Raw genomic sequence first — 22,757 nt, 5'->3', positions numbered from 1 at the left:
AGCACATTCGAACGGCGGCCCGTCTCGGCGGGCGCCGCATTCGGACCCATCGCCGGCCGTTACAAGGCGGGCGCGATGCGGACCGGTTCCGGAATTGCTGCGGTGTGTCTGTTTTGGACACAACGCAGAAGTCAGGCAGAGTGAGGGTGTGGACGCGCTTCTCTCTGTGATCTATCTGGTGCTGGTTGTCTTCTGGCTGTTGCTGATCGGCAGAGTGATCGTCGAGTTCGTTCGTTCGTTTGCCAGAGATTGGCGACCGACCGGATTGGTCGCTGTCATTCTCGAAACCATTTTTACGATCACCGATCCTCCGGTGAAACTGCTCCGCAGGTTGATCCCCCCGATCAACCTCGGTGGAGTTCGCTTGGATCTATCCATCATGGTCTTGCTTTTCATCGTCATCATCCTGATGTCGGTTGTTCGCTGAGCGCAGTCCGAGTGAGTGGTGTGCCAGAATGGAACCCATAACTCATACGGTGGTTCGCCACTACGTAGACTGTGTTGCAACTGAATGCTTGCTAGACCGCCAAATGACGCGTGAAGGGATCCTTCCATGCCGCAACTGACTCCAGCTGACGTGCACAACGTTGCGTTCAGCAAGCCGCCTATCGGCAAGCGTGGCTACAACGAGGACGAGGTCGACGCATTCCTCGACCTCGTGGAACAGGCGCTGTCGCAGCTCATCGAAGAGAATGCGGACCTGCGCCAGCGCGTAGGTGAGCTGGATCAGGAGCTCGCGGCTGCCAAGAAGTCGCCGGCACCGGCTCAGCAAGCGGCACCCGTCGCAGCGCAGCCCAAGCCGGAGCCCGCTCGGGTCGTCGAGCCGCCCAAGCCTGCACCTGTTGCAGCACCGGTTCCCGCCGCTGCTGCCGTTGCAGCGCCGCAGAGTGGCGACACCCACATGCAGGCCGCGAAGGTCCTCGGACTGGCTCAGGAGATGGCGGATCGCCTCACCAACGATGCGAAGACCGAGTCCGAGCAGCTGCTCGGCAGTGCTCGCACCAACTCCGAGCAGCTCATGAGCGAGGCTCGCAGCAAGGCCGACGGCATGATCGCGGATGCGCGCAACAAGTCGGAGGCAATGCTCACCGACGCTCAGACCCGCTCCGAGACCCAGCTTCGCCAGGCTCAGGAGAAGGCAGACGCTCTCAAGGCGGACGCCGAGAAGAAGCACACCGAAATCATGGCGACCATCAACCAGCAGCGTTCGGTCCTCGAAGGCCGTATCGAGCAGCTGAAGACGTTCGAACGTGAGTACCGGGTGCGCCTGAAGTCCTACCTGGAATCGCAGCTCGAAGAGCTCGAACAGCGTGGCTCGGCCGTTCCGGTCGACGGCGGACAGGATTCCTACAGCCCGTCCTTCGCCAAGGGGAACAGCTGACCGAGAGCGCCCCGTCGGCTCAGCTATCGGACCGGACAAAGGTTGATACGTGCTGGTCGTGACGTTGGTTCTCGCGGGAGTTGGCTTCGCACTCCTGATCGTTGCCCTGACCACAGGGTCGCTGATCTGGGCGTGGGCATGTATCGCGATTTGTGTAGCAGGTGCCGTCCTTCTGCTGGTCAGTGCGCTGACCAGCAGGAAGGCGGTTCCTTCGTTGGATGACCCGGTATCGGGCCTTGGCATGTCGTCGCCGTACGGTCGAGGCGAGAGTTCCTCGGATTCCTCGGCCGGTGATGCAGCCACTGTCAACGACGACAATCCGGGAAACCATGGCGAAGCGTCGGGCGGCAAGACCTAAGCTCTACCGAAGTCCTAGGCTGTACCGAAGTCCTGGCCATACCGAAGTCCTGGGCATACCGAAGTCCTGGGCAGTACCGACACGTCGTAGGACAAGTATTAGACTGTCGATCACGAATACCTGGCTTTGATCCGGCAATCACCGGGGAGCTTTCGGAAGAACGGTTCTTGCCGCTTCAGGCGACGAGAACTCAGTAGAACCGAACGGGTGAGCCCGTCACAGCTCGATCGAGTGGCACCTCGGGATCCAAGCGCGGATCGGCGGGGTGCAAACGGGGTGGTACCGCGGTGTCGGCGCACAAGCGCCACGTCGTCCCCGTGCCGAGTCCGACTGGCACGAGGAGATCGCCATGGCGAGTAACGGGTATCCCAAAGTCGACTACGGTGTCCCCGCCGACACCGGAGTCAAGTTCCCCGATCTGGAACAGAAAGTCCTGAAACAGTGGGACGACGACGACACCTTCCGTGCGTCGGTTGCCAATCGGGACGGTAACGAAGAGTTCGTTTTCTACGACGGACCGCCATTCGCAAACGGTTTGCCGCATTACGGTCACCTGCTGACGGGGTACGTCAAGGACCTGGTGCCGCGCTTCCAGACCATGCGTGGACGCAAGGTCGAGCGACGCTTCGGCTGGGATTGCCACGGCCTGCCCGCGGAACTCGAAGCGGAGAAGCAACTCGGCATCAAGGACAAGGCCGAGATCGAAGTCATGGGTCTGGCCAAGTTCAACGAGTACTGCAAGGCCTCGGTGCTCAAGTACACCGACGAGTGGCGTGACTACGTCACTCGCCAGGCACGTTGGGTCGACTTCGACAACGACTACAAGACCCTGGACGTCGACTTCATGGAGTCCGTCATGTGGGCCTTCAAGGAGCTGCACGACAAGGGCCTGATCTATCAGGGCTTCCGCGTGCTGCCGTACAGCTGGTACGAGCAGACTCCGCTGTCCAATCAGGAGACTCGTCTCGACGACGCGTACAAGATGCGTCAGGATCCCGCAGTCACGGTCGACATGCCGCTGGTCGCTCCGGGTTCACCCCTCGACGGCGCAAACGCGATCATCTGGACCACGACTCCGTGGACCCTGCCGTCCAACTTGGCGACTGCGGTGCATCCCGAGGTCGACTACGTTCAGGTGCTCGGTGAGGACGGAAAGCGGTATGTGCTCGCGGAAGCGCGGGTGGCTCATTACGCACGTGAGCTGGGGGAGGACCCCGAGGTCGTTTCGCGTCACAAGGGCACCGAGTTGGTCGGACTGTCTTACACGCCGCCGTTCGACTTCTTCCTCGGACATCCGAACGCACACGTCGTGCTCTCGGCCGACTACGTGACAACCGACTCCGGAACCGGAATCGTCCACCTCGCACCGGCTTTCGGTGAAGAGGATATGGATGTCGCCACGGCAAACGGCATCGAGGTCGTGCAGCCACTCGATCCGGGTGGAAAGTTCACCTCGATGGTTCCGCCGTACGAGGGCTTGATGGTCTTCGACGCCAACCCCGTCATCATCAAGGACCTCAAGGCTGCCGGAAAGCTGCTGCGGCACGAGACGATCGAGCACTCCTACCCGCACAGTTGGCGCAGTGGGCAGCCGCTCATCTACATGGCGGTTCCGTCGTGGTTCGTCGCGGTCACCAAGTTCCGCGACCGCATGGTCGAGCTGAACAAGGACATCACCTGGGTGCCCGAGCACATCCGTGACGGCCAGTTCGGCAAGTGGCTCGAAGGTGCCCGCGACTGGAACATCAGCCGAAACCGCTACTGGGGCAGCCCGATCCCGGTGTGGGTGTCGGACGATCCGCAGTACCCGCGTACGGATGTGTACGGATCGCTCGACCAGTTGGAGGCAGACTTCGGTGTGCGTCCGGCCGATCTGCATCGGCCGATGATCGACGACCTGGTCCGCCCGAATCCGGACGATCCGACCGGGAAGTCGATGATGCGCCGTGTTCCCGAGGTGCTCGACTGCTGGTTCGAATCCGGTTCGATGCCGTATGCGCAGGTGCACTACCCATTCGAGAACCGTGAATGGTTCGAGGGCCATTTCCCGGGCGATTTCATCGTCGAGTACAACGGCCAGACTCGCGGCTGGTTCTACACGCTGCACGTGCTGGCCACCGCACTCTTCGATCGTCCGGCGTTCAAAACCGTTGCCGCGCACGGCATCGTGCTCGGCGACGACGGACTGAAGATGAGCAAGTCCAAGGGCAACTATCCGGACGTGAAGGAGGTGTTCAACCGCGACGGTAGCGATGCGATGCGATGGTTCCTGATGTCTTCGCCGATCCTGCGCGGTGGAAACCTCATCGTGACCGAGCAGGGTATCCGCGAGGGTGTGCGTCAGGCGTTGCTCCCGCTGTGGAACGCCTGGAGCTTCCTGCAGTTGTACGCGCCGGAATCCGGTGTCTGGCGTACCGATTCGGAGAACATCCTCGATCAGTACATCCTGGCCAAGCTCGCGACCACCCGCGACGTGATCACCGAGGCCCTCGAGGTCAACGACATCGCCGGCGCGTGCGACGAGCTTCGGTTGTTCTGTGACGCGCTCACCAACTGGTATGTGCGACGTTCTCGTTCGCGGTTCTGGGACGAGGATCGCGACGCGATCGACACCTTGCACACCGTGCTCGAGGTCGTGACGCGTCTCGCCGCGCCGCTGTTGCCGTTGGTGTCCGAGGTGATCTGGCGCGGGCTGACCGGGGAGCGCTCGGTTCACCTGGCTGATTGGCCGGAGGCGTCGGAGCTCCCGGCGAACCCCGAGCTGGTATCGGCGATGGACGACGTCCGGACCGTGTGCTCCACGGTGTTGAGCCTGCGCAAGGCACAGAATCTGCGTGTTCGTCTTCCGCTGCCTGAGGTCACGGTCGCGGCGCCCGACGCCGAGCGTCTGCGTCCTTTCCTCGGACTGATCGCCGACGAGGTCAATGTCAAGAAGGTCGATCTGACCGATGACGTCGACGTGCACGGGCGCTTCGAGATCGCGGTGAACGCGCGTGCTGCAGGACCGCGTCTGGGCAAGTCCGTTCAGACCGTCATCAAGGCGGTCAAGGCGGGCGACTGGACCGAGAACGCGGACGGCGTCGTGGTTGCGGCGGGCATCGAACTCCTGCCAGAGGAGTACACGCAGAAACTGGTTGCAGCCGAGCCGGATTCGACGGCTGCACTGCCCGACGGTGCGGGACTGGTCGTACTCGACTCCGCTGTGACGGAGGAACTCGAAGCCGAGGGCTGGGCCAAGGACCGTATCCGTCAGTTGCAGGATGCGCGTCGTGCCGCCGGTTTGGATGTCTCGGACCGGATCAACGTCGTGCTCGAGGTTCCGCAGGACTGCAAGGAGTGGGCGGAGCGTCATCGCGAATTGATCGCCGGTGAGGTTCTGGCCACCTCGTTCTCGGTGGGTGAAGCAGGAGACGACGCCGTCGATCTCGGTGACGGTATCCGCGCCGCGATCACGAAGGTCTAGTACCGACGCGACTACTCCGGCTCCCGATGACTGTCTGTATGTCGGGGTGCCGGAGTAGTTTGCTCTCATGGGTACGAGCAAGGAAACCGTGGCGCGCATTCTCGAGCAGTTGGAACCGCTCGACGTGCGGGCAAGGGCGATGTTCGGCGAGTACGGATTGTATTGCGACGAGAAGATCGTGGGCTTGATCTGCGGAGACGTCTTGTTCGTCAAACCCACCGAGGTCAGTGCTGATTTCGGGTCAGAGGCCGATCTGGCTCCGCCGTACCCGGGGGCAAAGGATTACTACCGGGTGCCGGAGGAACGGCTGCAGGACCTCGATCATCTGCACGCCTTCATCCAACGGACTGCTGACGTATTGCCCCTGCCGAAGAAGAAGTCGCCCAAGAAGAAGGCGCGGACGTAGATTCTGCACCTACTTTTGAGAGAACCGTAACTCCCGATGAATCAAGGTGATCCCACACGAAGTCGCAGGTGGGTGCTGCATCTCGACATGGATGCCTTTTTCGCTTCCGCCGAGCAGTTGACCCGTCCCACTCTGCGAGGTCGCCCGGTGCTGGTCGGCGGCTTGGGCGGGCGCGGAGTGGTCGCGGGGGCAAGCTACGAAGCGAGAGTTTTCGGTGCCCGTTCGGCAATGCCGATGCACCAAGCACGCCGGATGGTCGGTGGCGGAGCGGTGGTGTTGCCGCCTCGGATGTCGTTGTATTCGGTTCTGAGTAAACGCACGTTCGACGCTTTGCGCCTGCGCATGCCGATCCTCGAACAGTTGTCGGTGGACGAGGCCTTCGGAGAACCGGTGGAGTTGGCCGGCGTCGGGGCCGACGAGGTGCGCGCGTTCTGCGAAGACCTGCGGGCGTTGATCAAAGCCGAGACGGGGTTGGTGGCCTCGATCGGCGCCGGCGCAGGTAAGCAGGTTGCCAAGATCGCGTCAGGACTGGCAAAACCCGACGGCGTCGCAGTGATTCCTCCCGGGATGCAGCACGAGTTGCTCGATCCACTTCCCGTGCGAAAGCTGTGGGGGATCGGCCCTGTTGCCGAGGAAAAGCTCAAGCGTCTCGGCATCGAAACCATCGGAGGGTTTGCCCGCACCCCCATGGCGGAGGTGGCGTCGATACTCGGAACCACTGTCGGACCGGGGTTGCATCGGCTCGCGCAGGGGATCGACGACCGGCCGGTCGCCGAGCGTGCCGAATCCAAGCAGATCAGCGCGGAATCCACGTTCGCCGCAGACATCGTCACGATGGCACAATTGCGCGCGGCCGTCGAAAGTAGTGGTCGTGCAGCATTTTCCAGGCTGGAGAAGGACGGAAGAGCTGCTCGCACCGTCGTACTGAAGCTCAAGAAGTCCGACATGAGTATCTTGACTCGATCCGTGACGCTGCCGTTCGCCACCATCGACCGCCAGATCCTGATCGCGACAGCGCAGAAACAGGTCATCGATCCACAGGAATTGGGGCCGATTCGCCTGGTCGGTGTGGGATTCGCCGGTTTGTCCACGGTTCGGCAAGGATCACTTTTTCCCGAGTTGGATCAGGATGTTCCCGGCTATCCGGTCGAGACGCTCACTGGAGCTCTCGATGAGGCCGAACTCGACGCGCCGGTGGCCGCACGAGTCCCTCAGCGCTACTGGCACCCTGGTTTGGACGTGAAGCATCCAGAATACGGACACGGTTGGGTACAGGGTGCGGGGCACGGTGTGGTCACCGTTCGCTTCGAAACCCGTTCCAGCGGAACGGGAATCGCCAAGACCTTCGCCGAATCCGACGAGGTGCTCGAGGTTGCAGATGCGGTCGACAGCCTTCTCTGAGGATGTCCTTAGACTTTTTCCGCTTACCGTTGGGTAATGTTGTCGACGATCCTCGAGCAAGCACGATGTTCGACTGACGCTCGAATGTGAACACCCGAAATGGATAGGACTGAGAAGTTGAAGCTTCAGAAGATGACCGTTGCAGCCGTGGCGATCGCAGCAGCCCTGACGATGACCGCTTGTGGGTCGGATGACAAGACCGACTCACCCACAACGTCGTCCAAGACCACGACGACCACGACGGCCTCGGACTCGACAGATGCACCAGTCGCGTTGCCGACCGCCCCTGAGCTCAACGCGAAGGTCGCCCAGGCACTCGACGAGAGTGTTCCGGCCGCAGACAAGGTCAACCTCGTCCAGGGAGCTGAGGCTGATCCCGAGCTGATCAACCAGGTGGCCGCTGCCGCCAAGGCTGCCGGCGCGCAGGTCGAGATCCTCGACCCGGTCACCGACACGGGTAGCGAGACGGCCGCAGCTTCGCTGAACATCGTCGTCAACGGCCAGCCGCTGCAGCAGGGTCTGCAGGCTTCGTTCGTCTACGAGGACGGCGTCTGGAAGCTCTCGAAGACCACCGCTTGCCAGATCGTCGGCGTTGCAGGTCTGACCTCGCCTGCTTGCGCTGCTTGATCTCTGCGCAACACCTGAAACACCAGAGCGGCCGTCGACTCCCGAAAGGGAGTCGGCGGCCGCTCTTCATGCAGTGAGCGTCGTCAGTGATGGAATCCCTCGGTGACGCGTGGCCGCGGCATCGGGCTGTCGAGTTCGTCGAGGAACGCGGTTTCTTCTTCGATGATGCGCAGCAGATTGGCTGCCAGGTCCATGCTCAGTCCGTTACGAACCACGATGCGCTGCACTGTCAGATCCGCGAGATCGTCCGGCATGGGATAGGCCGGCACCAGCCATCCCTTGCCGCGTAGTCGGTCCGACAGGTCGTACAGCGTCCAGTTGGACGTGTGGCCCTCGGCGAGGCGCCACGCGAAGACCGGGATGTCGGAACCGTCGTTCCACAGTTCGAACGCGTCGAGCTTCCCGATCCCTTCGGCGAGGAATTTCGCCACGTCCTGTGAGGACTGCTGGATCGCGCGATAGCCGTCGTGGCCGAGACGCAGGAACAAGTAGAACTGCAGGATCACCTGAGCACCGGGTCGCGAGAAGTTCAGTGCGAAGGTGGGCATACTGCCGCCGAGGTAGCTCACCTTGAAGACGAGGTCGTCGGGAAGTAGATCCTGAGACCGCCACACCACCCATCCGAGGCCCGGGTAGACGAGCCCGTACTTGTGCGCCGAGGTGTTGATGGAGTGCACGCGCGGGAGGCGGAAATCCCATTCAAGTTCGGGCTGGAGGAACGGGGCGATCATTGCACCGGAAGCGCCGTCGACGTGTATGGGGACATCGAGGCCCGTCTTCTCCTGAATGGCGTCGAGAGCCTTCGAGATTTCCAGGACCGGCTCGTACATCCCGGTGTACGTGACGCCCATGATCGCGACGACGCCGATGGTGTTCTCGTCGACGTACTTGTCCAGATCGTGACCGTCGAGGGTGCGGTGTTCCTCGCTGATCGGCACGTAACGCGCTTCGACGTCCCAGTAATTGCAGAACTTCTCCCAGCACACCTGGACGGCGGAACTCATGATGAGATTTGGCGTTTCGGTGGACTTGCCCGCGGCTTTTCGCGCGTGCTGCCAGCGTCGTTTCATCGCCAGGCCACCGAGCATGCAGGCTTCGGAAGAACCGATCGTCGAGGTACCGATTGCGTCCTTGGGGGACGGTGAGTGCCAGAGATCGGCAAGGATGCGCCAGCAGTAGGTTTCGATCGCGGCGGTCTGCGGATACTCGTCCTTGTCGATCATGTTCTTGTCGAACGACTCGGCATACAGTTTGGTGGCGTGATCGTCCATCCACGTGCTGACGAACGTCGCGAGATTGAGCCGCGCATTGCCGTCGAGCATCGTTTCGTCGTGGACGATCTGATAGGCGGTCTCGGGAAGCATGCCGTCGGGTTCGAGTGTGTACTTCGATGCAACCGAATCCTCGCCAGGCCTCGAGAAGATCGGATTGACGGCTACGTAATCGGTGTGATCTGACCTTCTGGGTTCCGGCATGAACTTCTGCTCCTCACATCAGTGTGTCGCGTTGGTCTGTTTCGTACCTACTCTCACCGTTCAGTGTGGACGGGCAGTTGTCAAAGGGTCTGTGGTCCCGAATCATTCGCGTCAGGCCGAGACGGGACGAATCCGCTCGTTGTCAGGGCGTTTGTGCGCGCAGGCGATCTGCGGCGGCCGACGCCATCGAGTGCAGAACATCGGGGGCGATCGGACTCGGCGCCGTCGCGGACACCTGAGTCAACGTGGTCCCGACTGCGGCCACGATCGCATCGGCGACCAAGGTGAAACCGCCACTCTCCGTAATGATTCGGAAGGCGAAAGACGCGTCGCCGACGTTCGGGTTCGTGGCTCCGCCGACGCGATAGGTGATTGTCGTTCCGTCGGCATCGGTTCCCGAATATTCCGCACACCCGGCCAGCGTGGTCTGAAGTTTCTCGAAAGCTGCTGCTGCCGCAGCGCCGTCGGCGTACGAAGCAGAGTCCTGGTCGATGCTCGTGAAATCGGGACCGGTGAACATGTCGGAGAGGTCGGCGACCGATCCGGCAGCCTGGGTGGCTATCGGCGCCAGAACCTGGGCGCAGACGGCGGGGTCGGTGCTCGACTTGTCCGCCTCCGAACTTTCCGGCGCCGGTGCGAGGCCGAGGTCGTCGACCGGGTCGGGAACGACGTCGAAGTCGGCAGGTAGTTCGGAAAGGGTGAGCGCTGCTCGTTGCAGCGCGTCACGGTCGAGCGGAGCCCCGCTCAGCGGTGCGGCCGGAGCAGCCGTGAACGGCGCCAGACCGACGTGTGGGGCGGAAACCGGCGTCGTCGCTTCGGCACTCGGGGATTCGCCCGAGCCGCAACCGGTCACGACGAACAGTGCTGCCGTTGCCGTCAGGCCCAGTGCGAGAAGCGATCGGCGTGTCACGATTCCCACCGAATACTGTTGGAGATGGTCTGCCGGATCACCGAGGAACTGTCCGGGTCGCCGTACGCCTGGTCGCCGCCGACGGTCATCTGCCCGTCGATCGGCAAGGGGAGTGCGAGGTCGACGGTGAGGTTGCCTGTGCCGGCCATGACGTACTGATCGATGTTGAGCGTTCCGGCGTCACCGGCCAGGTTCCAGACCGGGCTCTGCGGGGTCTGCGATACGTCCACCGCGAGCGAAAGCCGATTTCCCTCCCGCGCGGTGAGCGTGACGGTGGTTGTCTGATCGAGCAGGATCTCGCTGCTGACTTGCTGCCGAACCACCCAACGTGCGCCGACACCGACCGGAGCGTCGGGGAGTGCAACGGTCCGGTAGACCGCTTGGCCCAGCGCCTGTTCGATTGCAGCGCGGGCAGCATTGGCCGAGTTGGCGGACGGCTTCAACCGTAGGGCGGTGATGGCGCCCGAATCCGTGACCGACAATCCGGCCGCAGATCCGTCGGCCCCGCTCAGCGCTGCCTGCAGCGTTGCGTCCGGCGAGGTCATCGACGACAGCGTCAGGTCCACTACAGCGGTGGGGTCGTCCGCGGTCACGTTTGCCGAGAGCGGGATCGTGATCTCCGGCGAAGAGAAATCCTGTGCCGGCTGTTGATCGATCTGCTGACTCACGACCGCCTGGGTGACGAGCGTCGCCGTCTGCGTGGTGCCGACAGGCAAGTTCATGCGCAATACCTCGCGCGGTTCGCTTCCCCCATCGAGTACCTCGACGGTGGCGGCGGTCACCGGAACAGTGACTTCGCTCGGCGACGAGGTGGGTGTGGTGGGAGGTTGATCCGAGTCGCCGCAAGCGGTGAGAACGGTGGTGAGAGCGAGGGCAGCGAGGGCGAACGGAACTCGTCGGCCGGTCGTGGACAGCAGTGGCACGCGCTCCAGGCTAGCCGCAGTTGCAGAGTGCGTGACCCGGTGCGGTGAACATGAGGGATGATGGTTGCGTGAGTACAGACCACCCAGACCGAGATGTCAACGCGGAGGATCAGCCGATTACCGAAATCTCGAAGGCCGACGAGCCCGAAACCGTGAAACCGGAAGCCGTGAAATCGGAAGACGGTGACCTGGGAGTTGCGCCGGCCGCAAAGCCCCGCCGGCTGACCATGCTCATTGCCATCGCCGCTGTCATCCTGCTCTCGGACATTCTCACGAAGGTGTGGGCCGTCGCCGCGGTCAAGCCGGGGCAGCCGATCGAAATCATCGGTGACGTCGTCACATTCACGATGGTCCGCAATCCGGGAGCAGCGTTCTCGATGGCGACCTCGATGACGTGGATCCTCACCCTCGTCGCCATCGGTGTCGTCATCGGTGTGATCAAGATCGGTCGAACGCTCCGATCACCGTGGTGGGCGCTCGGCCTCGGCCTCGTGCTCGGCGGCGCGCTGGGTAACCTCGTCGACCGATTCTTCCGCTCTCCCGGAATCATGCGCGGACATGTGGTGGACTTCGTCTCCGTCGGTTGGTGGCCCGTGTTCAACATCGCCGACTCCGCGATCGTCTGTGGCGCGATACTGCTCGTCGTACTGACTCTCTTCGGCTTCGAACCCAACGGTGAACGCCTGCGTGATCACAAGGCGGACGACAAGAAGCTCACCGAATCGAAGGCCGCAGCCGAGGGAGAAACCAAGTGAGGGAATCCCGTTCGATGCCCGTGCCCGACGGCCTCGACGCCATGCGGGTCGATGCCGGCCTCGCGCGCCTTCTCGGACTCTCGCGCACCGTGGTCGCGACACTCGCGGAAGAAGGCTCGGTACTCGTCGACGGTGTGGCGGTCGGCAAGTCCGATCGTCTGACCGCAGGGTCGTGGCTCGAGGTTGTCCTGCCCGAACCGCCGCGGCCCCTGACCATCGAGGCGACGCCCGTCGAGGGGATGGAGATCCTCTACGCCGACGACGACGTCGTGGCAGTCGACAAGCCCGTCGGAGTTGCCGCGCACGCCAGCGTCGGGTGGACGGGACCGACGGTCATCGGCGGACTTGCCGCGGCCGGTTTCCGTATCTCGACGTCTGGTGCCCACGAGCGTCAGGGCATCGTCCACCGTCTGGACGTCGGAACGTCGGGTGTCATGGTGGTTGCCACCTCCGAGCGCGCGTACACGTTGCTCAAGCGTGCGTTCAAACAGCGGACCATCGACAAGCGCTACCACGCTCTCGTTCAGGGACACCCCGACCCGAGCAGCGGAACGATCGACGCGCCCATCGGACGCCACCACGGGAACGACTGGCGGTTCACGGTCACGGCCGACGGCAAGCCCAGCGTCACGCATTACGACACCATCGAGGCGTTCCAGGCAGCAAGTCTGCTGGACGTGCACCTCGAAACCGGTCGCACACACCAGATTCGCGTCCACTTCTCGGCGTTGCGCCATCCGTGCTGCGGCGACCTGACCTACGGCGCGGACCCTCGACTTGCCGAAAGGCTCGGTCTCGAGCGCCAGTGGCTGCACGCAGTCTCGCTCGGCTTCGCACACCCGGCGGACGGTCGCTGGGTCGAGATCAAGAGCAAGTACCCGAAGGATCTCGAACACGCACTCGAAGTTCTCCGATCCTCATGACACCGCGCGGGCTCGCTCCCGCGCTGGCCGTCGTCGCAGTGGCGGCGGTGGTCGGTGTGGGGTTCGCGAATCCCGTGCCGACCCCGCCGATCAGGACGGACACTCTCGGCCCGGACAGTGGGGAAGCTGTGCCGGATTACCTCGACCGAGCGCGAGATTCGATTGCGGCCCTCGACGGGCCGGTGTGGGCGTTGGTCTCCTTCACGAAGGCACTCACCGTCGACGAGGTCATCACGACGACCAGCAGTTCTCAGGTTTCGAGTGTTCGTGTGCCCGATGTTCGGGTGGCGAGGGTCATGTACCGAGTACCGATCGAGCGCGTCCAGACGCCGCTCATGTCGGTGCCCGTTCCCGACAACGACGAAGCAGTGCGCAGATCGCCCGGTGTGGCAGCTACGCGACTGGCCTCGCTCGGCGGCGACACCGACCGTCAGCAACAGGTCGCTCTCGCGTCGGCGAAGCAACTGTCCGCAGGGTGCGCCTGTGCGGTAGGTGTACTGGTGCGAGCTACTCCCGAAGGACTCGACGCGATCGCACGTGAGTCGAACGTCCGTGCAGTGGAAGCATTGCCGTCCGACGCCTCGCCCTGGTTGGCGGCCGTCCGTCCCTTGCTGCCGGAGTACGTGGACGTCGTTGCTCCCGGTCCCGACGACGGTCCGGTCCCGTGAGCGAGGACAAACGCGCTGATTCCCGATCGTCCTCGGGAATCTTCTACGGCGTAGCGGCTTTCCTGTTGTGGGGAACGTTTCCGGCTTTCTTCGGGCTTCTCGACTTCGCCGATCCGGTCGAGATCCTTGCGCACCGAGTGGTGTGGACCCTTCTGTTGATGCTGATCGTGTTGGCCCTTGCCGGCCGTCTCGGATCGCTTCGCGGAATCAGCGCACGCACCTGGCTGTTGGTGACCGCGGCGTCAGCGGCGATCGCAGTGAACTGGGGGACGTACATCTATGCCGTGGTGTCCGGCCGCGTCGTGGAGGCGGCCCTCGGGTACTTCATCAACCCGCTGGTCACCGTTCTGCTCGGTGTCGTGATCTTCCGCGAGCGATTGCGTCCCGCGCAGATCGCTGCGCTCGTCCTCGCCGCCACGGCAGTTGTCGTGATCACGGTCGACTTCGGTAAACCCCCGATCGTCGCTTTGCTTCTCGCCGGTTCGTTTGCAACCTACGGGTTGGTCAAGAAGGTGGTTCCGCTCGATCCTCGAACCAGTTTGACCGCCGAGGGAGTTGTTGCTGCTCCGTTCGCGGTCGGCTACCTCGTGTTTCTCGGCCTGACCGGGGCCGGTGCATTCATCAGCAGCGGCGCCGGACACAGTCTGTTGCTACTTGCCGCCGGCCCGGTCACCGCGCTGCCACTGCTCCTGTTCGGCGTCGCCGCGCAGCGAGTTCCGTTGGCGACGATGGGCATGCTGCAGTACCTCACCCCGGCACTGCAGATGGCGTGGGGAGTGGCCGTCATGCACGAGGACATGCCGGCGTCACGCTGGATCGGCTTCGTTCTGATCTGGGCCGCGCTGGTGATCTTCACGACAGACACCTTCGTCGCCGGTCGGCGTTCTCGGCGTTCGATGAGGTCGAGCGTCGAACCTGAGGTTCCGGTCACGTGATCCGAGGCGGCACGCTGCGACTCCACGATGGCGGTCGCCGAACGTGTCGGCAACGCGGCATACACTCGATCTCGCTCCCAGACCTTCAGAGAGGCGCACGTGGCTGACTCGTTCGTACATCTTCACAATCACACCGAGTACTCGATGCTCGACGGTGCGGCCAAGGTCGGCGCCATGTTCGAGGAGGCCGCTCGTCTCGAAATGACCGCCGTCGGCATGACCGACCACGGAAACATGTACGGCGCCAGCCAGTTCTACAACGAGGCAAAGAGTGCCGGCATCAAGCCGATCATCGGCATCGAGGCCTACATCGCGCCGGAATCCCGCTTCAACACCAAGCGAGTTCTGTGGGGAGATCGCAGCCAGAAGTCCGACGACGTCTCCGGCAGCGGCGCGTACACCCACATGACGATGGTGGCCGAGAACGCGACCGGGCTCCGCAACCTCTTCAAGCTGTCTTCGCTCGCATCCATCGAAGGTCAGCTCGGCAAATGGCCGCGTATGGACGAAGAGCTCATCGCCGCGCACGCCGAGGGCATCATCGCCACCACGGGTTGCCCGTCCGGTGAGATCCAGACCCGTCTTCGTCTCGGCCACGATCGCGAGGCCCTCGAAGCTGCCGCGAAGTGGCAGGAGATCTGGGGACCGGACAACTTCTTCCTCGAACTGATGGATCACGGTCTCTCGATCGAGCGCCGTGTGCGCGAGGGACTGCTCGACATCGGCAAGCAACTCGGTATCCCGCCACTTGCCACCAACGACTGCCATTACGTCACCAAGGACGCAGCCGAGAACCACGAGGCGCTGCTCTGCATCCAGACCGGCAAGACGCTGTCCGATCCCACTCGCTTCAAGTTCGACGGCGACGGCTACTACCTCAAGTCCGCTGCCGAGATGCGCGCCATCTGGGACAACGAGGTACCGGGGGCATGCGACAACACCGTTGCCATCGGCGAGCGTGTGCAGTCGTACGAGGACGTCTGGGCGTTCCACGACCGCATGCCGATCTTCCCGGTCCCGGAGGGTCATACACAGCAGACCTTCCTGCGTGCCGAGGTGATGCGCGGACTCGACCGCCGCTTCCCGAGCGGACCTCCACAGGAGTACCTCGCCCGCGCCGACTACGAGATCGGCGTCATCAACGAAATGGGCTTCCCGGCCTACTTCCTCGTGGTCGGCGACCTGATCAACCACGCCAAGGACGTCGGAATCCGCGTCGGGCCCGGCCGAGGATCGGCCGCCGGTTCGTTGGTGGCCTACGCGATGGGTATCACCAACATCGACCCCATCCCGTACGGGTTGCTGTTCGAGCGATTCCTCAACCCCGAGCGCGTGTCCATGCCCGATATCGATATCGACTTCGATGATCGCCGTCGCGGCGAGATGGTGCGTTACGCGACGGACAAGTGGGGCAACGACAAGGTCGCCCAGGTCATCACCTTCGGCACCATCAAGACCAAGGCTGCCATCAAGGACTCGGCTCGCGTCCAGTTCGGCAAGCCGGGCTTCGCCATCGCTGATCAGATCACCAAGGCACTCCCGCCGCCCATCATGGCCAAGGACATCTCGGTCTCCGGTATCACCGATCCGAAGCACGAGCGGTACAAGGAGGCCGTCGAGGTTCGGGCGCTCATCGATTCCAGCCCCGACGTCGCGAAGATCTACAAGACCGCGGTGGGTCTGGAAGGGCTGATCCGTAACGCCGGCGTCCATGCCTGCGCAGTCATCATGTCGTCCGAACCGCTCACCGACGCGATCCCGGTGTGGAAGCGTGCCCAGGACGGCGCCATCATCACCGGGTGGGACTACCCCTCGTGTGAAGCCATCGGTCTGCTCAAGATGGACTTCCTGGGTCTGCGAAACCTCACGGTCATCGGCGACACGCTCGAGAACATCAAAGCCAACCGCGGCATCGACCTCGACCTCGACACATTGCCGATGGACGATGCTGCAACATACGAACTGCTCGCCCGCGGCGACACCCTCGGTGTGTTCCAGCTCGACGGCGGCGGTATGCGCGAGTTGCTGAAACTGATGCAGCCCACCGGATTCGGCGACATCGTGGCCGCATTGGCGCTGTATCGCCCGGGACCGATGGGTGTGGACGCCCACATCTCGTACGCCAAGCGTAAGAACGCCTTGGAAGACGTCAAGCCGATTCACCCCGAGCTGGAGGAGCCGCTCGCGGAAATCCTCTCCGAGACCTACGGCCTGATCATCTACCAGGAGCAGATCATGCAACTGGCGCAGAAGGTGGCCGGGTACACCCTGGGCCAGGCCGACTTGCTGCGTCGCGCCATGGGTAAGAAGAAGCTGTCCGAGCTGGAAAAGGCGTACGCCGGGTTCCGTCAGGGCATGCTGGACAACAACTTCAGCGAGGCGGCAATCAAGGCGCTGTGGGACACCGTCCTTCCGTTCGCCGGCTACGCGTTCAACAAGTCGCACTCCGCCGGATACGGCCTCGTGTCGTACTGGACTGCGTACCTCAAGGCGAACTACCCGGCCGAATACATGGCGGGTCTGCTGACCTCCGTCGGTGACGACAAGGACAAGTCCGCGATCTACCTCGCCGACTGCCGCAAGTTGGGCATCACCGTGCTCCCACCGGACGTCAACGAATCGCGAGTCGACTTCGCGACCGTCGGCGACGACATCCGTTTCGGTATGGGGTCGGTGCGCAACGTCGGCGCCAACGTCGTCGCCTCGATCATCAAGGCGCGCACCGAGAAATCGAAGTTCACCGATTTCTCCGATTACCTCGGCAAGATCGACGCGATGGCTTGCAACAAGAAGGTCACCGAATCTCTCATCAAGGCCGGTGCTTTCGACTCGTTGGGTCATCCGCGCAAGGGCCTGATGTTGGTTCATGCCGACGCCATCGATTCCGTGATGAGCACCAAGAAGGCGGAGGCGATCGGACAGTTCGATCTCTTCGGTGGTGCCGAGGCCGACGAGTCGATCACCTCGGTGTTCGACGTCAAGATTCCCGAGGAGGAGTGGGACTCCAAGCATCGCCTGGCACTCGAACGAGAGATGTTGGGGCTGTACGTCTCCGGTCACCCTCTCAACGGTGTCGAGCACATTCTTCGCCAGCAATCCGACACGTCCATCGCTGCGATACTCGAAGGCGGCGTTCAGGACGGCGCCCAGGTGACTCTCGGCGGCATCATTGCCTCGGTGGACCGCCGGGTCAACAAGAACGGTCTGACCTGGTGCATCGTGCAGCTCGAAGATCTCGTGGGTGGGATCGAGGTGCTGTTCTTCCCACAGGCGTACGCCGTGTACGGAATGGACATCGCCGAGGATGCCATCGTGTTGGTCAAGGCTCGCGTCTCGATCCGAGACGATCGGATGTCGCTGATCGGCAACGACCTCGCGGTGCCTGATATTTCGGCCATCGGCGTCGCACGCCCCCTGTCGGTCTCGCTGCCGCTTCGGCAGTGCACCCAGGACAAGCTCAGTGCTCTCAAACAGGTGCTGACCAGACATCCGGGAACGTCCGACGTCCATGTCCGGCTGATCGGCGGAACCGAGATCAGCCTGTGGAAGGTCGACGACGTCCTTCGGGTCGAACCGTCCTCGGCGCTGATGGGCGACCTGAAGGCATTGCTCGGGCCGAGCTGCCTGACGGTCTGACCACCGATCGAGCGCGCCTGAACCACACGAAGGGACCTTGCTGCATCAGCAGCAAGGTCCCTTCGTGGTCCGCTGGAGTTCGGGGAGTGAAGTGATCAGGTGGTGCGCGAGTAGTACACGCGACGCGCCCACCAGGTGATCACAGCGGCTGTTGCGGCAGTCAGCACTGCAACCTGCATCGACTGGGTGACGGCGCCTGCTATGACGAACAGCACGAAGCCAACCGCGAGAGCTTCGATTTTGTACAGCGGCCAGCGAGTACCGGCGAGATCGATGCAATGGTTGGACGAGGGGCGTGATTCGCGAGTGGAGATATCTGCGGTGGTCATCTCGTCCCTTTCTCGGTGCTGCCGGCTTCTCGGTGACGCCGGGCCGATACGGCTGTTCGAAGCTGTGGTTTCAGAGTAGCCAGAGATGAGAGTTCGGGCAAGCGAACTTTAATGATCGGCAGCTCACTTAATCGATCAACCAGGGGGAGATGTCGGCTACAGACCTGGTCGGCGCGGTTCGGTGGCCAAGGCAGTCGAGGGGGTGTTCACTGGTACACATGCCAATCACAGGTGAGTACGAACCCAGTCCAGCGTCGTGGGCCGCCGATCAGGTCGCACGCATCGAGAACTCCGGTGGCACCGAGGGAAACGACATGAACGGCATGCCCGTCGTCGTTCTCACGACAATCGGGGCAAAGTCCGGCAAGGTCAGGAAGACGCCGCTGATGCGCGTCGAGCACGACGGCTCGTATGCCGTTGTGGCTTCGCTCGGTGGTGCTCCGAAGAATCCGGTCTGGTATTACAACGTCAAGGCAGATCCGCACGTCACCCTGCGTGACGCGACGCAGGTCTTCGACCTGGTTGCTCGTGAAGTCACCGGCGACGAGAAGGCGATCTGGTGGGAGCGCGCTGTCGCTGCGTACCCCGACTACGCCGACTATCAAACGAAGACCGATCGTGAGATTCCGGTGTTCGTGCTCGAACCCAAGTAGCGCCGGCATTCCACAAGAAACCATTTCACAAGAATCACTGCATAAATCACAAGTAAAATCGTCACTCGCGGGGGGTCGGCGATCCCGACTCCCGTGAGTGTGTCATGGAGGTCTGATGAGTCCGAAAACCGTTGCAGATCAATTGGTTCAGCAGCTCGTCGACGCGGGTGTCAGTCGGATCTACGGCATTGTCGGTGACAGTCTCAATCCCATCGTCGACGCGGTACGTCGCACCGGTGGTTCCGAAAAGGGTGGAATCGACTGGATACACGTCCGTCACGAGGAAGCAGCCGCGTTTGCCGCCGCAGCGGATGCCCAGATCACCGGGAAACTCGCAGTGTGTGCAGGATCCTGCGGTCCCGGAAACCTTCACCTGATCAACGGCCTGTACGACGCTCATCGTTCGGGAGCCCCGGTCCTCGCGATCGCCTCACACATCCCCAGCGCCCAGATCGGAATGGGCTACTTCCAGGAAACGCATCCCGAGCGGATTTTCATCGAATGTTCGAGTTACACCGAACTCGTCAGCACGGCAGTCCAATCACCTCGCGTGGTGCAGTCGGCGATTCAGCATTCGGTAGCTCGAAACGGCGTCTCGGTGATCGTGCTTCCCGGGGACATCGCCGATTGTCCGGCCGAAGGAAACCCGCCGACGCTCGTTGAAACTCGTAGGCCGACAGTCGTTCCGGACGCCGGTGACGTGAAGGCGTTGGCAGACGTGATCAACGGCTCGCGCAAGGTTGCGATCTTTGCCGGCGCGGGTGTGCGAGACGCACGGGAAGAGGTGTTGGCGCTGGCCGAAACCGTCGGTGCTCCCATCGGGCATTCGCTGCGTGGCAAGGAATGGATCCAGTACGACAACCCGTACGACGTCGGGATGACCGGATTGCTCGGTTACGGTGCGGCGCACGACGGTATCCACGGCGCCGATCTCCTGCTCCTGATCGGCACGGACTTCCCCTACGATCAATTCCTGCCCGATGATGTTCGCACTGCTCAGATCGACATCGCGGCCGAGCGGTTGGGGCGTCGAACCAGCCTGGACCTGGCTGTGCACGGCGACGTCGCGAGCACATTGAGTGCACTGATTCCGCAGCTCGATCGCAAGACCGACCGCGGGTTCCTCGAGGACACCCTCGCCAAGCACAACACTCTGATGACCAAAGTGGTTGGTGCATACACGGATCCGGTCAAGCAGCGCACGCCCATCCATCCCGAGTATGCGGCCTCGATTCTCGACGATCTGGCTGCGGACGACGCGATCTTCACTGCCGACACCGGAATGTGCAATGTGTGGACGGCGCGCTACCTCAATCCGAACGGATCGCGGCGCTTCATCTCCTCGGCATTGCACGGATCCATGTCCAACGCGCTCCCACACGCGATGGGTGCGGCATGGTCGAGTCCGGGACGTCAGGTCATCTCGGTGTCCGGCGACGGCGGATTGTCGATGCTGCTCGGTGAGTTGGTCACCGTCGCGATGTACAAGTTGCCGGTCAAGATCGTGGTGTTCAACAACTCGACACTCGGAATGGTCAAGCTCGAGATGCTGGTCGACGGCCTTCCGGATTTCGGGGTCGACGTGCCCGCTGTCGACTACGCGGCGGTTGCTGCTGCGCTCGGTATCTTCTCGCGCCGAATCGAGAATCCCGCGGACATCGAAGCGGGCCTACGCGCCGCGCTCGATCACGACGGTCCGGCCTTGGTCGATCTGGTGACCGATCCGCTGGCATTGTCGTTGCCGCCCACCATCACCGGTGGTCAGATGAAGGGCTTCGCCCTGGCGATGTCGAAGATGGTGATGAACGGCGGCGTCGGCGAGGCAGTACAGATGGCCAAGTCGAATCTGCGGAACGTGCCGCGCCCCTCGCAGTTGGATCCTCGCGGCTGACCTACTCCCGCCCTGCCCTGCCGACGATGCGGGGCGGGGCGGTGGGAAGGTTGATCCCCGACGTGCGAAAATGGCGGAGTGTCTAACTCGCCCGATGTCGTAGTAACCAAGTCCGCCCTCCCCGCGCTCGACGCGCAGGAGATCGACGCGGCCATCGAGCGAATTCAGCACGTCATTGCGGCTACCCCCTTGCAGTACAGCGACCGCCTTTCGGCGTTGACCGGCGCGCACGTGTACCTCAAGCGCGAGGACCTCCAAGGCGTCCGTTCGTACAAGATTCGCGGCGCGTACAACCTGATCGCTCAGCTCAACGAGGCCGAGCGTGCGGCAGGCGTGGTGACCGCCAGCGCCGGAAACCATGCTCAGGGTGTTGCCTTCGCGTGCCGAACCATGCAGATCAAGGGTCGGATCTATGTTCCGGCCAATACCCCCAAGCAGAAGCGTGATCGCATCCGCGCCCACGGCGGAGCGTTTGTCGAACTGTTCATGATCGGCGAGACCTATGACGCCGCCGCTGCTGCGGCCGCAGAGGACGTAGCCGAAACCGGCGCAACCATGGTCCCCCCGTTCGACGACGTGCGCACCGCTGCGGGGCAAGGAACCATCGCGGCCGAGATCCTCATGCAACTGGACGCACCTCTCGACACGATCGTCGTGCCGGTCGGCGGCGGCGGTTGCATCGCGGGGATAGCAACCTACTTGCACGAGCGGTCGCCCAAGACGTCGATCGTCGGAATTGAACCGTCCGGCGCGGCATCCATGACAGCCGCTCTCGTTGCCGGCGGCCCGGTAACTCTTCCCGACGTCGATCCGTTCGTGGATGGCGCCGCCGTCAAGCGCATCGGCGACGTTCCCTACGAGGTCGTCTCACGTCTGGGTGCTGCCGTCGTGTCGCACGCGTCGTTGCCGCTCGTGGCTCGTCAACTTCAGACGCGCTCCGGTTCGGGATCGTTCGTCGTCAATCAGATCGACGAGGGCGCTATCTGCACGGCGATGCTCGAGCTCTATCAGAGCGAGGGCATCATCGCCGAACCGGCGGGGGCGCTTTCCGTTGCGGCACTTCAGAATCTGACGTTCGAGCCGGGATCGACCGTCGTGTGTCTGATTTCCGGTGGCAACAACGACGTCTCCCGTTACGGCGAAATCCTCGAGCGCTCGCTCGTTCACCTCGGGCTCAAGCACTACTTCCTGGTGGACTTTCCGCAGGAACCGGGAGCGCTCCGTCGCTTCCTCTCGGACGTGCTCGGGCCGGACGACGACATCGCCCTGTTCGAGTACGTCAAGCGAAACAATCGTGAGACGGGCGCCGCGTTGGTGGGTATCGAACTCGGTTCCGCCGACGGGTTGGCGTCGTTGCTCGAGCGGATGGAGCGCGCGCCGATGCAGTCCGAGAGGCTCGAGCCGGGAAGCCCGGCGTACCGCTATCTGACGTAAGGGACGCCCCCGGTCAGGGCCTGAGCCGCTCGACAACCTGTCGATGCAGCTCGGGGTCGGGCTGGGGGAGCCCGAGCATGGCCGCCAGGTACAGGCCGTCGCCGACGAGGCGGATGATCTCGGCCAGTACGGGATCGGCGATTTCGGTCTGGAGACCCTTGTCCCAGCTCCGCATCACATGTGTGACAGCCTTCTGGATTTCGTCGTGTTGTCCGTCGACTGTTCGGAGCGCGGCAATGATGGAGCGGAAGAGGGAGAGTTCTTCGCTTTCGTTGGCATCGGGAATCTGTAGATAGAACTCGGTGACCGTCGTACCGCCGGCAACGGCGTCCTCGAGTTGTTGATCCGAGCGTTCGCCGAGTCTGCGGACCATCGCCGCGAGGAGTGCTTCCTTGCTGGGGAAGTGATAGAGCAGCCCGCCCTTGGAAACCCCCGCCTCGGCGGCAACGCCTTCGAGCGTGACTTGGGCGACGCCGCTGACCAGCAGCAGCTTCTCCAGTGCGTCGAGAATTCGATCGCGAGTGTCGGCAGCCATGTGATGTGACCCTACCCGGAAATAACTTTACCGCTCGGACGGTTCACTGTTACC

At 62.9% G+C, this 22,757-nt stretch carries 20 protein-coding genes; 15 read left to right on the top strand and 5 right to left on the bottom strand.

Annotated features, from left to right (window positions below; all coding sequences use genetic code 11):
- Positions 1-148 precede the first annotated feature (148 nt).
- The 7 genes from ABWI03_RS18005 (at position 149) to ABWI03_RS17975 (ending at position 7,636) form a co-directional block, all read left to right on the top strand.
- The gene (locus ABWI03_RS18005) at positions 149-427 is read left to right on the top strand and encodes a YggT family protein (protein WP_003941780.1); all 279 of its coding nucleotides are present in this window, start codon (positions 149-151) and stop codon (positions 425-427) included.
- Between the two features lie 126 nt (positions 428-553).
- Positions 554-1,381, top strand: a complete 828-nt coding sequence (gene wag31, locus ABWI03_RS18000; protein WP_003941722.1) for a DivIVA-like cell division protein Wag31 — start codon at positions 554-556, stop codon at positions 1,379-1,381.
- Positions 1,382-1,430: 49 nt separating this feature from the next.
- Positions 1,431-1,739 carry a hypothetical protein gene (locus tag ABWI03_RS17995; protein WP_298773270.1) on the top strand — a complete coding sequence of 103 codons (309 nt, stop codon included), beginning with the start codon at positions 1,431-1,433 and terminating at the stop codon, positions 1,737-1,739.
- A 349-nt stretch (positions 1,740-2,088) separates the two neighbouring features.
- On the top strand, positions 2,089-5,202 hold the full coding sequence (gene ileS / locus ABWI03_RS17990; protein WP_298773268.1) for an isoleucine--tRNA ligase: 3,114 nt from the start codon (positions 2,089-2,091) through the stop codon (positions 5,200-5,202).
- A 67-nt stretch (positions 5,203-5,269) separates the two neighbouring features.
- A complete protein-coding gene (locus ABWI03_RS17985; protein WP_095969892.1) occupies positions 5,270-5,608 on the top strand; it encodes a TfoX/Sxy family protein in 339 nt (112 codons plus the stop codon).
- A 36-nt stretch (positions 5,609-5,644) separates the two neighbouring features.
- Positions 5,645-7,009: a DNA polymerase IV gene (locus tag ABWI03_RS17980; protein ID WP_095969893.1), complete on the top strand. Its 1,365-nt coding sequence runs from the start codon at positions 5,645-5,647 to the stop codon at positions 7,007-7,009.
- Between the two features lie 117 nt (positions 7,010-7,126).
- Positions 7,127-7,636: a WKL family lipoprotein gene (locus ABWI03_RS17975; RefSeq protein ID WP_029538256.1), complete on the top strand. Its 510-nt coding sequence runs from the start codon at positions 7,127-7,129 to the stop codon at positions 7,634-7,636.
- Between the two features lie 83 nt (positions 7,637-7,719).
- On the opposite strand, the gene gad is transcribed toward ABWI03_RS17975, so the two are convergent.
- From gad to ABWI03_RS17960, 3 genes are all read right to left on the bottom strand, one after another.
- Positions 7,720-9,111 carry a glutamate decarboxylase gene (gene gad, locus ABWI03_RS17970; protein ID WP_200313388.1) on the bottom strand — a complete coding sequence of 464 codons (1,392 nt, stop codon included), beginning with the start codon at positions 9,109-9,111 and terminating at the stop codon, positions 7,720-7,722.
- Between the two features lie 142 nt (positions 9,112-9,253).
- Complete coding sequence (locus ABWI03_RS17965; protein ID WP_387415132.1) at positions 9,254-10,030, bottom strand: sensor domain-containing protein; 777 nt, start codon at positions 10,028-10,030, stop codon at positions 9,254-9,256.
- Complete coding sequence (locus ABWI03_RS17960) at positions 10,018-10,944, bottom strand: hypothetical protein (RefSeq protein WP_298773258.1); 927 nt, start codon at positions 10,942-10,944, stop codon at positions 10,018-10,020. The genes ABWI03_RS17965 and ABWI03_RS17960 overlap by 13 nt, the downstream gene beginning before the upstream one ends.
- A gap of 152 nt (positions 10,945-11,096) precedes the next feature.
- On the opposite strand from ABWI03_RS17960, the gene lspA reads away from it, so the two are divergent.
- The 5 genes from lspA to dnaE all read left to right on the top strand — a co-directional run bounded on the left by lspA (position 11,097) and on the right by dnaE (position 17,861).
- Positions 11,097-11,699 carry a signal peptidase II gene (lspA, locus tag ABWI03_RS17955; protein WP_435054198.1) on the top strand — a complete coding sequence of 201 codons (603 nt, stop codon included), beginning with the start codon at positions 11,097-11,099 and terminating at the stop codon, positions 11,697-11,699.
- Entirely contained in the window at positions 11,696-12,622 is a 927-nt protein-coding gene (locus tag ABWI03_RS17950; protein WP_007733161.1) for an RluA family pseudouridine synthase, read from the top strand. Before lspA ends, ABWI03_RS17950 begins: the two co-directional genes overlap by 4 nt.
- Positions 12,619-13,290 (top strand): hypothetical protein, encoded by a 672-nt coding sequence (locus ABWI03_RS17945; protein ID WP_095969897.1) that lies wholly within the window; start codon positions 12,619-12,621, stop codon positions 13,288-13,290. Before ABWI03_RS17950 ends, ABWI03_RS17945 begins: the two co-directional genes overlap by 4 nt.
- Positions 13,287-14,225 carry an EamA family transporter RarD gene (rarD, locus tag ABWI03_RS17940; RefSeq protein WP_298773255.1) on the top strand — a complete coding sequence of 313 codons (939 nt, stop codon included), beginning with the start codon at positions 13,287-13,289 and terminating at the stop codon, positions 14,223-14,225. The genes ABWI03_RS17945 and rarD overlap by 4 nt, the downstream gene beginning before the upstream one ends.
- 99 nt (positions 14,226-14,324) lie before the next feature.
- Complete coding sequence (gene dnaE / locus ABWI03_RS17935) at positions 14,325-17,861, top strand: DNA polymerase III subunit alpha (RefSeq protein WP_298773253.1); 3,537 nt, start codon at positions 14,325-14,327, stop codon at positions 17,859-17,861.
- A 95-nt stretch (positions 17,862-17,956) separates the two neighbouring features.
- Here dnaE and ABWI03_RS17930 read toward each other — a convergent pair whose 3' ends face one another.
- A complete protein-coding gene (locus ABWI03_RS17930) occupies positions 17,957-18,190 on the bottom strand; it encodes a hypothetical protein (RefSeq protein ID WP_298773251.1) in 234 nt (77 codons plus the stop codon).
- A 218-nt stretch (positions 18,191-18,408) separates the two neighbouring features.
- On the opposite strand from ABWI03_RS17930, the gene ABWI03_RS17925 reads away from it, so the two are divergent.
- The 3 genes from ABWI03_RS17925 to ilvA all read left to right on the top strand — a co-directional run bounded on the left by ABWI03_RS17925 (position 18,409) and on the right by ilvA (position 22,168).
- Complete coding sequence (locus ABWI03_RS17925; RefSeq protein WP_065456581.1) at positions 18,409-18,843, top strand: nitroreductase family deazaflavin-dependent oxidoreductase; 435 nt, start codon at positions 18,409-18,411, stop codon at positions 18,841-18,843.
- A gap of 115 nt (positions 18,844-18,958) precedes the next feature.
- Positions 18,959-20,734 (top strand): pyruvate dehydrogenase, encoded by a 1,776-nt coding sequence (locus ABWI03_RS17920; protein ID WP_298773248.1) that lies wholly within the window; start codon positions 18,959-18,961, stop codon positions 20,732-20,734.
- Between the two features lie 78 nt (positions 20,735-20,812).
- Positions 20,813-22,168, top strand: a complete 1,356-nt coding sequence (ilvA, locus tag ABWI03_RS17915) for a threonine ammonia-lyase IlvA (RefSeq protein WP_298773245.1) — start codon at positions 20,813-20,815, stop codon at positions 22,166-22,168.
- 13 nt (positions 22,169-22,181) lie between these two features.
- Here the strand turns inward: ilvA and ABWI03_RS17910 are convergent, their stop codons facing one another.
- Positions 22,182-22,703 (bottom strand): TetR/AcrR family transcriptional regulator, encoded by a 522-nt coding sequence (locus ABWI03_RS17910; protein ID WP_095969902.1) that lies wholly within the window; start codon positions 22,701-22,703, stop codon positions 22,182-22,184.
- Positions 22,704-22,757: the final 54 nt, after the last annotated feature.

It is taken from the genome of Rhodococcus baikonurensis (assembly GCF_040489275.1).
Taxonomy (GTDB): Bacteria; Actinomycetota; Actinomycetes; order Mycobacteriales; family Mycobacteriaceae; genus Rhodococcus_F; species Rhodococcus_F baikonurensis.
This window is presented reverse-complemented; position numbering and strand designations above follow the sequence as displayed.

What these genes read in the sequence shown, in the direction of transcription:
- wag31 (WP_003941722.1), top strand. Translation starts at nt 554, where the DNA reads ATGCCGCAACTGACTCCAGCTGACGTGCACAACGTTGCGTTCAGCAAG.
- ileS (WP_298773268.1), top strand. Translation starts at nt 2,089, where the DNA reads ATGGCGAGTAACGGGTATCCCAAAGTCGACTACGGTGTCCCCGCCGAC.
- ABWI03_RS17985 (WP_095969892.1), top strand. Translation starts at nt 5,270, where the DNA reads ATGGGTACGAGCAAGGAAACCGTGGCGCGCATTCTCGAGCAGTTGGAA.
- ABWI03_RS17980 (WP_095969893.1), top strand. Translation starts at nt 5,645, where the DNA reads ATGAATCAAGGTGATCCCACACGAAGTCGCAGGTGGGTGCTGCATCTC.
- gad (WP_200313388.1), bottom strand. Translation starts at nt 9,111, where the DNA reads ATGCCGGAACCCAGAAGGTCAGATCACACCGATTACGTAGCCGTCAAT.
- ABWI03_RS17945 (WP_095969897.1), top strand. Translation starts at nt 12,619, where the DNA reads ATGACACCGCGCGGGCTCGCTCCCGCGCTGGCCGTCGTCGCAGTGGCG.
- ABWI03_RS17930 (WP_298773251.1), bottom strand. Translation starts at nt 18,190, where the DNA reads ATGACCACCGCAGATATCTCCACTCGCGAATCACGCCCCTCGTCCAAC.
- ABWI03_RS17925 (WP_065456581.1), top strand. Translation starts at nt 18,409, where the DNA reads ATGCCAATCACAGGTGAGTACGAACCCAGTCCAGCGTCGTGGGCCGCC.
- ABWI03_RS17920 (WP_298773248.1), top strand. Translation starts at nt 18,959, where the DNA reads ATGAGTCCGAAAACCGTTGCAGATCAATTGGTTCAGCAGCTCGTCGAC.
- ABWI03_RS17910 (WP_095969902.1), bottom strand. Translation starts at nt 22,703, where the DNA reads ATGGCTGCCGACACTCGCGATCGAATTCTCGACGCACTGGAGAAGCTG.